This is a genomic window from Streptomyces sp. NPDC104371 (genome assembly GCF_055583785.1).
The window spans coordinates 54799-68300 of record NZ_JBVJNF010000015.1 but is presented as its reverse complement, the minus strand read 5'-3'; the positions used below and the strand labels follow the sequence as shown (position 1 = coordinate 68300).

At 70.4% G+C, this 13502-nt stretch carries 11 protein-coding genes; 7 read left to right on the top strand and 4 right to left on the bottom strand.

The features are described from left to right. Positions 1–32: 32 nt before the first annotated feature. Positions 33–1445: a glutamate decarboxylase gene (locus ACZ60T_RS32040; RefSeq protein WP_469669146.1), complete on the bottom strand. Its 1413-nt coding sequence runs from the start codon at positions 1443–1445 to the stop codon at positions 33–35. Between the two features lie 164 nt (positions 1446–1609). On the opposite strand from ACZ60T_RS32040, the gene ACZ60T_RS32035 reads away from it, so the two are divergent. Further along, positions 1610–2371: a MerR family transcriptional regulator gene (locus ACZ60T_RS32035; RefSeq protein WP_469669144.1), complete on the top strand. Its 762-nt coding sequence runs from the start codon at positions 1610–1612 to the stop codon at positions 2369–2371. 74 nt (positions 2372–2445) lie between these two features. On the opposite strand, the gene ACZ60T_RS32030 is transcribed toward ACZ60T_RS32035, so the two are convergent. Continuing rightward, positions 2446–2811 carry a YbjQ family protein gene (locus ACZ60T_RS32030; protein ID WP_365631605.1) on the bottom strand — a complete coding sequence of 122 codons (366 nt, stop codon included), beginning with the start codon at positions 2809–2811 and terminating at the stop codon, positions 2446–2448. A 148-nt stretch (positions 2812–2959) separates the two neighbouring features. On the opposite strand from ACZ60T_RS32030, the gene ACZ60T_RS32025 reads away from it, so the two are divergent. Next, complete coding sequence (locus ACZ60T_RS32025; protein WP_469669142.1) at positions 2960–4006, top strand: DedA family protein; 1047 nt, start codon at positions 2960–2962, stop codon at positions 4004–4006. A gap of 4 nt (positions 4007–4010) precedes the next feature. Here ACZ60T_RS32025 and ACZ60T_RS32020 read toward each other — a convergent pair whose 3' ends face one another. Both ACZ60T_RS32020 and ACZ60T_RS32015 read right to left on the bottom strand, forming a co-directional pair. Further along, positions 4011–5735, bottom strand: a complete 1725-nt coding sequence (locus tag ACZ60T_RS32020; protein WP_365631609.1) for a threonine/serine exporter family protein — start codon at positions 5733–5735, stop codon at positions 4011–4013. A 104-nt stretch (positions 5736–5839) separates the two neighbouring features. Beyond that, positions 5840–6331 (bottom strand): inorganic diphosphatase, encoded by a 492-nt coding sequence (locus tag ACZ60T_RS32015; protein ID WP_252425049.1) that lies wholly within the window; start codon positions 6329–6331, stop codon positions 5840–5842. A 79-nt stretch (positions 6332–6410) separates the two neighbouring features. Here ACZ60T_RS32015 and dacB point away from each other — a divergent pair, with 79 nt between their 5' ends. The 5 genes from dacB to ftsH all read left to right on the top strand — a co-directional run bounded on the left by dacB (position 6411) and on the right by ftsH (position 13475). Further along, on the top strand, positions 6411–7961 hold the full coding sequence (gene dacB, locus ACZ60T_RS32010; protein ID WP_469669164.1) for a D-alanyl-D-alanine carboxypeptidase/D-alanyl-D-alanine endopeptidase: 1551 nt from the start codon (positions 6411–6413) through the stop codon (positions 7959–7961). Between the two features lie 100 nt (positions 7962–8061). Then, positions 8062–9183, top strand: coding sequence for a zinc-dependent metalloprotease (locus ACZ60T_RS32005; RefSeq protein ID WP_365631611.1), 1122 nt, complete (start codon positions 8062–8064; stop codon positions 9181–9183). 194 nt (positions 9184–9377) lie between these two features. Next, positions 9378–10451, top strand: coding sequence for a tRNA lysidine(34) synthetase TilS (tilS, locus tag ACZ60T_RS32000; protein WP_365631613.1), 1074 nt, complete (start codon positions 9378–9380; stop codon positions 10449–10451). Positions 10452–10678: 227 nt separating this feature from the next. Further along, positions 10679–11239 carry a hypoxanthine phosphoribosyltransferase gene (hpt, locus tag ACZ60T_RS31995; RefSeq protein WP_365631615.1) on the top strand — a complete coding sequence of 187 codons (561 nt, stop codon included), beginning with the start codon at positions 10679–10681 and terminating at the stop codon, positions 11237–11239. A 220-nt stretch (positions 11240–11459) separates the two neighbouring features. Continuing rightward, positions 11460–13475, top strand: coding sequence for an ATP-dependent zinc metalloprotease FtsH (ftsH, locus tag ACZ60T_RS31990; protein ID WP_365631617.1), 2016 nt, complete (start codon positions 11460–11462; stop codon positions 13473–13475). Positions 13476–13502 lie beyond the last annotated feature (27 nt).

Genomic DNA, 13502 nt, shown 5'->3' with positions numbered 1-13502 from the left:
GCCGCGCGCCGGGGCCGCGCGGCGCGCGGGCGTCAGTGATGGAAGCTCGTGGCCGCCTCCCGGTCCCGCGTCAGCGGATACGGCTGCTGGCGCAGGTCGGGCAGCAGGCGGGTCAGGTCCTCGATGAGCAGCGCGGCGAGGTCCGACGAGAAGCCGTTGCGGCACACGACCCGCAGCACGGACAGATCCTGGCGGTTGGCCGGGAAGGTGTACGCGGGCACGAGCCAGCCGCACTCGCGCAGGCGCCGGGAGACGTCGAAGACGTCGTAGGCCGTCACCTCCGGTGCCGTCGTGAAGGCGAAGACCGGTAGTTCGTCGCCACGGGTGAGAAGGCGGAAGTCGCCGAGCGCCTCCACCCGCGCGGCGAGCGACCGCGCGACGTCCCGGGTCGTCTGCTGGACCGCCCGGTAGCCGTCGTGGCCCAGCCGCAGAAACGTGTAGTACTGCGCCACGACCTGGGCCCCGGGCCGGGAGAAGTTCAGCGCGAAGGTCGGCATGTCACCGCCCAGGTAGTTGACCCGGAAGACGAGTTCCTCGGGCAGGGCCTCCTGGTCGCGCCACAGCACCCAGCCCACGCCGGGGTAGACCAGCCCGTACTTGTGGCCGGAGGTGTTGATCGACGCGACCCGCGGCAGCCGGAAGTCCCACACCAGGTCCTCGTCGAGGAACGGCGCGATCATCGCCCCCGACGCGCCGTCCACATGCACGGGGATGTCGAGGCCCGTGCGCTCCTGAAGGGCGTCCAGGGCCGCGCACAGATCGGCGATCGGCTCGTAGGACCCGTCGAACGTGGAGCCGAGGATGCCGACGACCCCGATGGTGTTCTCGTCGCACAGCTCGGCGGCGGCCTGCGGGTCCAGATGGAACCGGTCACCCTCCATGGGCACTTGGCGCGCCTCCACCTCCCAGAACGCGCAGAACTTCTCCCAGCAGACCTGCACGTTCACCCCCATGACGAGGTTCGGGCGGGCGTCCCGCGAGGGGTAGCGGTCCGCGTTGCGCCGGGCCCAGCGCCGCTTCAGCGCCATCCCGGCGAGCATGCACGCCTCGCTCGAACCGGTCGTCGAACAGCCCACGGCCGCCTCCGGGTCCGGGGCGTTCCACAGGCTGGCGAGCATCGCCACACAGCGGCGCTCCAGTTCGGCGGTGCGCGGATACTCGTCCTTGTCGATCATGTTCTTGTCGCGGCACTCGTTCATCAGCACCGTCGCCTGGTCCTCCATCCACGTGGTGACGAAGGTGGCGAGGTTCAGCCGCGAGTTGCCGTCCAGCATCAGTTCGTCGTGGACCAGTTGGTACGCGGTCGAGGGCAGCATCGGCCCCGAGGGCAGCCGGTTCTTCGGCGGGGCCTCGGTCATCTCGACGACCGGGTTCGCCTCCCCGAAGAAGGGGTTGAGCGGCGTGGAGTGCGCGTCGCGCTTCCTCGGGCCTGAGTGGAGCGGCATGTGTCTCGTCTCCCATCGCGTCGGCGGTGCGTGCGGCTACCGTCTCATCGGATCGACGGGCCCTTTCGGTTCATCGGTTCATCCCCGCGTTTCCCGGCATCTCGGCTTGCACCTCACGTGACGTGATGTCCCAGTCTGGGGCGCGTACCCAGAAGGGAGCGGAAGTGAGCTACTCGGTCGGCCAGGTCGCCGATGTCGCGGGCGTGACGGTGCGCACCCTGCACCACTACGACGACATCGGCCTGCTCGTCCCGGGCGGGCGCAGCCACGCGGGTCACCGGCGCTACGGCGACGAGGACCTCGACCGGTTGCAGCGCATCCTGTTCTACCGAGAACTCGGCTTCCCGCTCGACGAGGTCGCGGCGCTGCTCGACGACCCGGACGCGGACCCGCGCGCGCACCTGCGCCGCCAGCACGAACTGCTGACCGCCCGGATCGAGAAGCTGCGGAAGATGGCCGCGGCCGTGGAGCAGGCCATGGAGGCACGCAGGATGGGCATCAACCTCACGCCCGAGGAGAGGTTCGAGGTGTTCGGGGACAAGGACCCCGAGCAGTACGCGGAGGAGACGGAGCAGCGCTGGGGCGGCACGGAGGCCTACGCCGAGTCGCGGCGCCGCGCCGCCCGGTACACCAAGGAGGACTGGAAGCGGATCCAGGCCGAGGTGGACGACTGGAGTGAGCGCTACGCCGCCCTGGTGGCCGCTGGTGAGCCCGCGGTCGGCCGGGCCGCGATGGACCTGGCCGAGGAACACCGGCAGCACGTCAGCCGCTGGTTCTTCGAGGTCCCGTACGAGATGCACCGGTGCTTCGCGCAGATGTACGTCTCGGACGAGCGCTTCAAGGCGTACTACGACGCGATGCGCCCCGGACTCGCCGAGCATCTGCACGACGCGATGCTCGCCAACGCCGCGCGCCACGAGGGCTGACGAAGAGCGGGCGCCGATCCTGGTCGGCGCCCGCTCCGCGGCGCTGTGGCCTACTCCTGCTTCGTCGCTGTGGCCTACTCCTGGACGACGACCACGGCCGTCCCGTACGCGCACACCTCCGTGCCGACGTCGGCCGCCTCGGTCACGTCGAAGCGGAACGCCAGGACCGCGTTGGCGCCACGCGCGCGTGCCTGCTCGATCAGCCGCTCCATGGCCTGGTTGCGGGTCTGCACCAGCGTCTTGGTGAGCCCCTTCAGCTCGCCGCCGATCATCGACTTCAGCCCCGCGCCGATCTGGCTGCCCAGGTGCCGCGAGCGCACCGTCAGGCCGAAGACCTCGCCGATGACCCGTTCCACGCGGTAGCCCGGTATGTCGTTCGTCGTCACGACCATCACGTCCGACTGAGGACCCTGCCCGCCACCGAATTCCTCGATACTCATGCCGCCCAGCCTGGCACAGTCCCGCCAGGAGGCCCTGCCCGGCGTCCGCGGAACCGAGGGGTGTACACCATCCGTTGATAGCTTTGTGCGGCAGCACCACGGAGGGCGAACCGCCGCCGTCCGTCATACCCCTCAGGAGCCCGGAACCGTGACGACGCTTGCCCTCGGCCCGAGCTGGCTGGATCCGAACTATCTGCTCGACAACTACGGCATCTGGGGCCTGCTCCTCATCGTCTTCGCCGAGTCCGGCCTGCTCATCGGCTTCTTCCTGCCGGGCGACTCCCTGCTGTTCACCTGCGGCCTGCTGATCACGTCCGGCCAGATGGACTTCCCGCTGGCGGCGGCCGTCGCGTTGGTCAGCCTCGCCGCGATCCTCGGCGACCAGGCCGGCTACATGTTCGGCAAGAAGGTCGGTCCCTCGCTCTTCAACCGCCAGGACTCCCGCCTGTTCAAGCAGGAGAACGTCACCAAGGCGCACGAGTTCTTCGAGAAGTACGGTCCCAAGTCCCTGATCCTGGCGCGCTTCGTGCCCATCGTGCGGACGTTCACACCGATCATCGCGGGCGTCAGCGGCATGCGGTACCGCTCGTTCCTGGTCTTCAACATCATCGGCGGCGTCCTGTGGGGCGCGGGCGTGACCCTGCTGGGCTCCTGGCTCGGCAAGATCGACTTCGTCAAGACCAACATCGAGGCGATCTTCATCCTGATCGTCCTCATCTCGGTGGTCCCGATCGGCGTCGAGCTCCTGCGGGCGCGCTCGAAGGCCAAGAAGAACCCCGCTCCGGCCGCGGAGCAGCCGGAGGCCGCGCAGACCCCCGAGGCCTGGCCGCAGCCGTCCCCGTGGCAGCAGCCGCAGGTCATGGACGACGCGACGACGCAGCTCCGGCCGGTGCAGCAGGACCAGGCCTACGGCGACCAGGGGCAGGCGTACGGCGACCAGGGCCAGCAGTACCCCCAGGGCCAGCAGCCGTACGGCCAGCAGCAGCCCTATGGCCAGCAGCAGGGCTACGACCAGCCGCAGCCGTACGGTCAGAGCCAGCAGCCCTACGGCTACCCGCAGCAGTACCCCCAGGGCCACCAGCAGCAGCCCCAGCAGCCGTACGGCTCGAACCAGGGCCAGCAGGGCTACGGCCGGCCCCAGCAGCAGTACCCGGCCGGCTACGACCAGGACCCCCAGGGCTACCGCGCCCCGTAGAAGCTCAGAACCCTCGGGTGCGCTTGGCGGCCCGCCGTCCCTCGGCGGGGCCGCCCGGCACCCGCAGGAACAGCCGCGAGATCTCCGAACCGAGGTTCACCCCGATCGCGATGGCCATCGCCAGCGAGGCGGCCCTGGCCAGGGACACCAGGCCCTTGTCGATGTTGTCCTGCGCGATCGACAACAGCCCGAAGTACGTCGCCGAACCGGGCAGCAGCGGCCCGATCGCGGCCGTCGTGTACGGCAGCGCGGACGCGAAGCGGTAGCGCGACAGCAACTGCCCGAACAGGCCCACCAGGCCCGCCGCGACCGCCGTGGAGGCGACCGGCGAGATACCGCCCGGGTAGTGCATGGCCCCGAACACGCTCCAGGCGACGCCCCCGTTGAGGGTCACCCACAGCACGGTGGACCGCTCCTGCTGGAGCAGGATCGCGAAGGTCAGCGACAGCAGCATCGACGCGGCGATCTGGATGAGAGGCCGCTGGGTCGGGTTCAGCGCCGTGTCGGGGTTCAGCTCGGCGCCGAGCTTCACCCCGAAGTACAGGATCACCAGGACGCCGATGACGATGCCGACGAAGAAGTACATGACCTCCAGCAGGCGCGCCGCCGCGGTGATGTAGAAGCCGGTCAGGCCGTCCTGCACGCCCGCCACCAGGGCCCGTCCGGGCAGCAGCGCGAAGAGCCCACCGGTGATCACCGCGGACGCGCGTACGTCCACATGGGCGACCGTGAGCGCGACGCCGATCGCGGCCGGGGGCATCGCGGCCACCAGGAACTGGTAGAACTCCGGCAGCCCGCGCCCGGCGCACAGCCACGCCAGCCGGTCGCCGAGCATCGCGCCGAGCGCGGCGGCGAAGAAGACGATGACGTCACCGCCGACGAGCACGGAGGCCGCGCCGGCGAGCAGTCCGCTCGCCGCGGTCAGGACCCAGCCGGGATACGGGTGGCGGTTGCGGCGGATCAGCGCGAGCCGCCGGTAGGCCTCCTCCAGGGAGACATGGGTCGTCGGGTCGCTCAGGTCGTCCACGAGCTGGAACACGGCCGACAGGCGCGTGTAGTCCGTGCCGCGGCGGCGCACCGTCCGCGAGGCCGTCACGGGGTCGTCGACCAGGGACGGCTGGTACGAGATCGACAGCAGCGTGAAGGTCGCGGTCGGCTCGCACCGGTCGAGGCCGTAGGAGCGGCAGACCGCGAACATCGCGGCCTCCACGTCCTCGGCGCCCTCGCCGCCCGCCAGCAGCAGTTCGCCGATACGCAGGGTCAGGTCGAGCACGCGCGGGACGGCGGGACCCGTCTCGTCGGGCTTCTGCGTGGGCTCCAGGGCGGGTCGCTCGGCCACCGGCATCCGCAGCATCGTGCGCATCCGGTCCTGCCAGGGCGCCTCCTTGGTGAGCTGGACCGAGGGGACCCCGGACGGCGGTGTGAAGGCGCTCGGCGCGCTGCCCGCGCTGTAGGTCCTCGGCACGCTGAACGCCGAACCCTCGGACTCGGCGGCGGTCGGCTGCGGCACCTCCAGCCCCTCCGGGACGGCGAACTCCGACGTCGTCTCGGACTCCGTACCGGCCTGCGGCGCCACGCCGAGCCCCGCGGGAAGGGCGAATTCGGAGGTCGTGGAGGACTCGCTCTCGCCCCGGCCCTGGGGCGGCGCGTTCCGCGCCTCGTCCGACCGCGGCTTGCGGTCCTCCGTCTCCGGCTCGGGCACCACGTCCGCCTCGCTTCTCCCTCGCATGGTCTCCGGTACCTACCTCCCGTACGCCCCAGTATGCGCACCAGTACGACAACGGGCCGCGTCACCCCGGTGGGAGTGACGCGGCCCGTGCAGGTCAGGGCGGGTCAGTGACCGCCGTGCTCCTCGAAGCGCTTGTACGAACGCTCGATCTCGGCCTCCGCGTCCGCGCGGCCCACCCAGTCGGCGCCCTCGACGGACTTGCCGGGCTCCAGGTCCTTGTAGACCTCGAAGAAGTGCTGGATCTCCAGGCGGTCGAACTCGGACACGTGGTGGATGTCGCGCAGGTGCTCCACCCGCGGGTCCGACGCCGGCACGCACAGCAGCTTGTCGTCGCCGCCCGCCTCGTCCGTCATCCGGAACATGCCGATCGCGCGGCACTTGATGAGGCAACCGGGGAAGGTCGGCTCCTCCAGGATGACGAGGGCGTCCAGCGGGTCGCCGTCCTCACCCAGGGTGTTCTCCACGAAGCCGTAGTCGGCCGGGTAGCTGGTCGAGGTGAAAAGTCGACGGTCCAGGCGGATACGACCGGTCTCGTGGTCCACCTCGTACTTGTTCCGCGAACCCTTCGGGATCTCGATCGTGACGTCGAATTCCACCGGTGGCTCCTCCATGATCAGCACATAGTTCTGGTGATTAAGTGTCCCTCACGCAGGTGTGTGGTTGCGAAAGGGGCTGGTGGTCTTGGTGGAGCGGAGGGTCTGGCGGGCCGCGAGGCCGCGTCTCGCACGCGTCGAGCAGGCCGTCGTACCGCGTCTGGCGCGGGCCGCGCGCGCCGTGCGTCCGCGCTCCGGCAGGTTCACCACCCCACAGCTCACGGGCGTCGCCGCCCTCCTGGGCCTGGCACTCGCGGCCGGGCTCGTGACCGCCGCCGGTCCCTGGGACTCCGCGGGCCAGCGTACGGCCGAGCGCGACCGGGCCACAGCGTGGGACCACGAGGGTGGCGCAGATCACGGCGGCAACTCCGGTACGACGGGCGACGCGCCCGCGCCCGCGCCGAGCGCCGCGTCCGTGCTGGCCGCCCTCAGCGTCGCCACGGGCGACACCGGCCCGAGGACCCCGGCCGGGCTGACCCACGTCCTCGACCCGCTCCTGCGCGACGCCTCGCTCGGCCCCCGGCGCTCCGCCGTGGTCCTCGACGTCGCCTCCGGCCGGCGCCTGTACGCCAAGGGCGCGGACGACGCGCTGATCCCCGCCTCGACCACGAAGATCGCCACGGCCGTCGCCGTGCTCTCCGCGGCCGGACCCGACCACCGCTTCGCCACCCGCGCGATGCTGGAGCCGGCAGGTGACAAGCTGGTGCTCGTCGGCGGCGGCGATCCGACCCTGACCGCCCGTGAGAAGGCCGACGGGGCGAGCCTGCGCACCCTCGCCGAGAAGACCGCCACGGCCCTGAAGCAGCGGCACGTGACGTCCGTGGCGCTCTCCTACGACACCTCGCTGTTCGCGGGCAAGGCGCTGCACCCCATCGGGGTCAACCCCAACCTCGCCGAGGTCACCGCGCTGATGGCCGACGAGGGCCGCGCGGACGACGCCACGAGCGGTCCGGCCGACCGCGTCCCGGACCCGGCGGCGGACGCCGCCCGTACCTTCGGCGACCTGCTCGAACGGCACGGGATCAAGGTGTCGGCACCCCACGCGGCGAAGGCCACGCCCCACGCGCGGACCGTGGCCTTCGTCCAGTCGCCGCCCCTGTCCGCCGTGGTCGAGCGGATGCTGACCACCAGCGACAACGACATCGCCGAGGCCCTCGCCCGCCAGACCGCGCTCGCCACCGGCGGCCGGCCGAGCTTCGACGGGGGCGGCGCCGCGATCGCCGCCCAGTTGAAGAAGCTCGGACTGCCGCTCAAGGGCGCGCACTTCGGCGACGGCAGCGGCCTGAACCGGGACGACCGCACCACGGCCGGCCTGCTGACGGCGCTGCTCGCCACCGCGGGCTCCCCCGCGCACCCCGAGCTGCGCACGGTCCTGACCGGGCTGCCGGTGGCCGGGTTCACGGGCACCCTCAGCGACCGCTACGAGGACGACGCGCAGCGCTTCGGCATCGGCGTCGTACGGGCCAAGACAGGCTCCCTGACGGGCGTCAACGCCCTCGCGGGCACCGTGGTCGACACGGAAGGCCGTCTGATGGCCTTCGCCTTCCTGACGGACGGCTCGATGGACCAGACGACCGCCCGCGCGGCCCTGGACCGCATGGCAGCGGCCCTGGCGCACTGCGGCTGCCGGTGACAGCGCCGACCCCGGCACCACGGGCCCGTACCCGGAACGCGCCCCGGTGTCGGTGTCGCACCCCTCACCGCACTCGCGCGTGAGCACGTACCGTTGACGCATGACGCGCATCGGTGGTCCCGAGTTGGTCGACTGGAAACTCGCGGTGGCGACCGCGACCCGGCTTCTGCGGCCGGGCCCCGAGGTGAGCCGCGACGAGGCACGGGCCGTCGTCGCGGAGCTGCGCCGGCACGCGAAGGCCTCGGAGGAGCACGTCCGCGCCTTTACCCGGCTGGGTGAACAGGGCGCGCACGACACCCCGGTCCTCGTCGTGGACCGACCCGGTTGGGTGAAGGCGAACGTCGCCGGGTTCCGGGAGCTCCTCAAGCCGCTCCTCGACAAGATGCAGCAACGCCGCGGGGCCGGTCCGGGCAGCGCCGTCGTCGGCGTCGTCGGCGGCAAGGTCACCGGCGTGGAAGTGGGCATGCTCCTGTCGTTCCTGTCCTCCCGGGTGCTCGGCCAGTACGAGACCTTCGCCCCGGCCACCCGCGACCTCCCGGCCGGTGCGAACGGCGGCGGACGCCTGCTGCTGGTGGCGCCGAACATCGTGCACGTGGAGCGCGAACTCGACGTACAGCCCCATGACTTCCGCCTCTGGGTCTGCCTGCACGAGGAGACCCACCGCACGCAGTTCACCGCGGTGCCCTGGCTGCGTGACCATCTGGAGGGCGAGATCCAGGCCTTCCTCGCGGAGACCGACGTCGACCCCATGACCCTCCTGGAGCGCATCAGGGAAGCCGTCCAGTCGCTCGTCGGAGGCCGCCCCGAGGGCGAGGAGGGCGACGAGGCCCACTCCCTCGTGGAACTCGTGCAGACGCCCAACCAGCGGGAGATCCTCGGCCGGCTGACCGCGGTGATGTCCCTCCTGGAAGGACACGCCGACTACGTGATGGACGGCGTCGGCCCGGACGTCGTCCCCTCCGTCGCCGAGATCCGCGAGAAGTTCCAGCAGCGTCGCGCCAAGGGCGCCTCCCGCCTCGACCTCGCCCTGCGCAAGCTGCTGGGCCTGGACGCCAAGCTCCGGCAGTACCGCGACGGCGAGCGGTTCGTGCGCGCGGTGGTCGAGCAGGTCGGCATGGACGGCTTCAACCACGTCTGGACCTCGCCGAACACCCTCCCGACCAAGGCGGAGATCGCCAAACCGGCGGACTGGGTCGCGCGGGTGCACCGCAAGGCGGAGTGATGAGCCCGCGCGAGCGCCGTGCACCCCGCGTCCGGCCCGCGGCAGGAGAACGCCCCGCCAATCACTCGTCCGAGGGACCGTGTGTCATGGATAGGCGTGCGATGCTCGGGGAACGGCCCGCTTCTGTCACCATCGACACACTCTGAGTGACCGTACCGGGCTCACCCCCCGAATCTTCATGAAGGGAACCGGACATGGGTCCCCATCCTGCGGTCGCGGCGATACGCCTGGCGGTCCGCCGCGTCCTCCACGACATCCTCATCGAGCAGCACACCGATACCGAGCAGCACACCGTTACCGCACAGCACACCGGCGTCGAGCAGCAATCCGACCGCACGAACCGCGAGCGCCCCCGCGCGCCGCTCGTGCTCGTTGCGTGCTCCGGTGGCGCCGACTCCATGGCGCTCGCCTCCGCCCTCGCCTTCGAAGCCCCCAAGCTCGGCATCCGTGCCGGCGGCATCACCGTCGACCACGGCCTGCAAGCCGGCTCCGACCTCCGCGCCGACGACGTGGTGCAGCGCCTCCGCTCCCTCGCCCTCGACCCGGTCGAGTCCGTCGCCGTGACCGTCGGCCGCGCCGGAGGCCCGGAAGCCGCCGCCCGTGACGCGCGCTACGCCGCACTGGACGCCGCCGCCGAGCGCCATGGCGCCGCCGCCGTCCTCCTCGGGCACACCCGTGACGACCAGGCCGAGACGGTCCTGCTCGGCCTCGCCCGCGGCTCCGGCATCCGCTCCCTGTCCGGAATGGCCGCGGTCTCGGGGGCCGGCGGCCGTTACCGTCGCCCCTTCCTCCTCCTCGACCGGCAGACCGCCCGCAAGGCCTGCCTGGTCCAGTCCCTGCCCGTCTGGGACGACCCCCACAACACCGACCCGTCCTACACCCGCTCCCGGCTGCGCCACGAGGGCCTGCCCGCCCTGGAGAAGGCGCTCGGCAGAGGCGTGGTCGAGGCCCTCGCCCGTACGGCGCAACTCTCCCGTGACGATGCCGACGCCCTCGACAGTTGGGCGGGACAGGCCGAGTCCTCCGTCCGCGACGCCGCCGGTCTTCTGGAGTGCGCCAAGCTCTTCGCGCTGCCGCCCGCCGTGCGCCGCCGGATCCTGCGGCGCGCCGCCATCGAGGCAGGTGCTCCCGCCGGTTCCCTCTTCGCCCGGCACATCGAGGAAGTCGACCGTCTGATCACCGGCTGGCGCGGCCAGGGGGCCATCAATCTCCCGGGCAAAGTCGTCGCTCAGCGTCAGGGTGGCAGACTGGTGATTCGGCAAGGCTGACATCGGCGCCTCCGCGAGGAGGCGTCCGGCTCTCCTCTCGGGAGGGGCCGGTCAGCCGGCCGGCGAGCCGAAGGGCCGCGCTGTCGTCGTACGAGACGACCGCGCGGGGCGCGCGGTACGTGGCCGTACGGCTGCCTCGCGCGGACGTTCCGGGTGCGGTCGACCGTGGAGAGCGGCACCGGCACCCCTGAGGCGAGCGGGCAATCAGTGCGGGACGACCGAAAGTGATGCGGGTGGACGCGAAAGACATGGGTGCCGACCTCGAGAAGGTACTCATCACCAAGGAAGAGATCGACGCGAAGCTGGCGGAGCTGGCCGCGAAGATCGACGCGGAGTACGCGGGCAAGGACCTGCTGATCGTCGGTGTGCTCAAGGGCGCGGTGATGGTCATGGCCGACCTCGCGCGGGTGCTGTCCACCCCCGTCACCATGGACTGGATGGCGGTGTCCTCCTACGGCGCGGGCACCCAGTCCTCCGGCGTCGTGCGGATCCTCAAGGACCTCGACACCGACATCAAGGGCAAGCACGTCCTCATCGTCGAGGACATCATCGACTCCGGTCTGACCCTGTCCTGGCTGCTGTCCAACCTCGGCTCGCGCGAGCCCGCCTCCCTCAAGGTGTGCACGCTGCTGCGCAAGCCGGAGGCCGCGAAGGTCGCCATCGACGTCGAGTGGGTCGGCTTCGACATCCCGAACGAGTTCGTCGTGGGCTACGGCCTCGACTACGCCGAGAAGTACCGCAACCTCCCGTTCGTCGGTACGCTCGCGCCGCACGTCTACGGCGGCTGACTCTCCGAGGGTTCGGCCGCCGCTCCCGGTGGCCGAACCCCGGTTCTCGCGAGAACGTCGGGAACCTCAACGGGTTTCGTGCCGTTGAGATGCGTAGGCGGTGTTGCCAGGAGTCCCCTGCGGCTACGGGTGGCGATCCTGGGGTACCGTCAGAAGAACTGTCTTTGTCTTTATCAAACTCACTATGGCAGGAGGGACGGGGCGGCATCGCTCCGTATGGATGGACGTGAAGCGATACTTCCGTGGGCCGGTCATGTGGATCGTGCTGGCCGTCCTCGCCGTGGTCGTGTTGATGCAGGTCGTCGGTTCTTCCGGCGGCTACAAGACGGTGGACACCGGCCAGGTTGTGGCGGCGATCAACGCCAACAAGGTCAAGTCGGCCAAGCTCACCACCGGCGACGAGCAGGTCATCAAGGCCTCGCTCAAGGACGGCGTAAAGATCCAGGGCAGCTCCAAGATCCAGGCGAGCTACATCGGCGACCAGGGTGTGAACCTGGCCAACACCCTCCAGGACAAGTACCAGCACAAGCAGATCCCCGACGGCTACACGGTGTCGCCGTCCAAGCAGAACCCCTTCGTCGGGATCCTGCTCTCCCTGCTTCCCTTCGTCCTCATCGTGGTCGTCTTCCTGTTCCTGATGAACCAGATGCAGGGCGGCGGCTCCCGCGTCATGAACTTCGGCAAGTCCAAGGCGAAGCTCATCACCAAGGACACCCCGAAGACCACGTTCTCGGACGTCGCGGGCTCGGACGAGGCCGTCGAGGAGCTCCACGAGATCAAGGAGTTCCTCCAGGAGCCGGCCAAGTTCCAGGCCGTCGGGGCCAAGATCCCCAAGGGTGTGCTCCTGTACGGGCCTCCCGGTACGGGCAAGACGCTGCTCGCGCGTGCGGTCGCCGGCGAGGCGGGCGTCCCCTTCTACTCGATCTCGGGTTCCGACTTCGTCGAGATGTTCGTCGGTGTCGGTGCCTCCCGAGTCCGTGACCTGTTCGAGCAGGCCAAGGCGAACGCCCCGGCCATCGTCTTCGTCGACGAGATCGACGCGGTCGGCCGTCACCGCGGCGCCGGCCTCGGCGGCGGTCACGACGAGCGCGAGCAGACCCTGAACCAGCTCCTCGTCGAGATGGACGGCTTCGATGTCAAGGGCGGCGTGATCCTCATCGCCGCCACCAACCGTCCCGACATCCTCGACCCGGCCCTCCTGCGCCCCGGCCGCTTCGACCGCCAGATCGCGGTCGACCGCCCGGACATGCAGGGCCGTCTGGAGATCCTCAAGGTTCACCAGAAGGGCAAGCCGGTCGCCCCGGACGTCGACCTGTCGGCGGTCGCCCGCCGTACCCCCGGCTTCACCGGTGCCGATCTCTCCAACGTCCTGAACGAGGCCGCGCTTCTCACGGCCCGCAGCGACCAGAAGCTGATCGACAACAAGATGCTGGACGAGGCGATCGACCGTGTGGTCGCAGGCCCGCAGAAGCGGACCCGGATCATGTCGGACAAGGAGAAGAAGATCACCGCGTACCACGAGGGCGGTCACGCCCTGGTCGCGGCGGCCTCGCCGAACTCCGACCCGGTCCACAAGATCACGATCCTGTCCCGCGGTCGCGCGCTGGGCTACACGATGGTGCTCCCGGACGAGGACAAGTACTCGACCACGCGCAACGAGATGCTCGACCAGCTCGCCTACATGCTGGGCGGTCGCGCGGCCGAGGAACTGGTCTTCCACGACCCGACGACGGGTGCCGCGAACGACATCGAGAAGGCCACGACCACGGCCCGCGCGATGGTCACGCAGTACGGCATGACCGAGCGTCTCGGCGCGATCAAGTTCGGCGGCGACAACACCGAGCCGTTCCTCGGACGTGAGATGGCTCACCAGCGCGACTACTCGGAAGAGGTCGCCGCGCTCGTCGACGAAGAAGTGAAGAAGCTGATCGAGAACGCGCATAACGAAGCCTGGGAGATCCTGGTCGAGAACCGCGACGTCCTCGACAACCTGGTGCTCCAGTTGCTGGAGAAGGAGACGCTGGGCAAGGAGGAGATCGCCGAGATCTTCGCCCCCATCATCAAGCGTCCGGCGCGGCCCGCGTGGACCGGTTCCTCGCGTCGCGCGCCGTCCACGCGTCCGCCGGTGCTCTCCCCGAAGGAGCTGGCACTGACGAACGGCGCGAACGGCGCCACGCTCGCCAAGGCCACGGATGCCACCGCCGAGTCGGCTGTGGAGGACCGCCGGGAGAGCTGACCTCAGCCGTCCCGACGGGCCTCACCA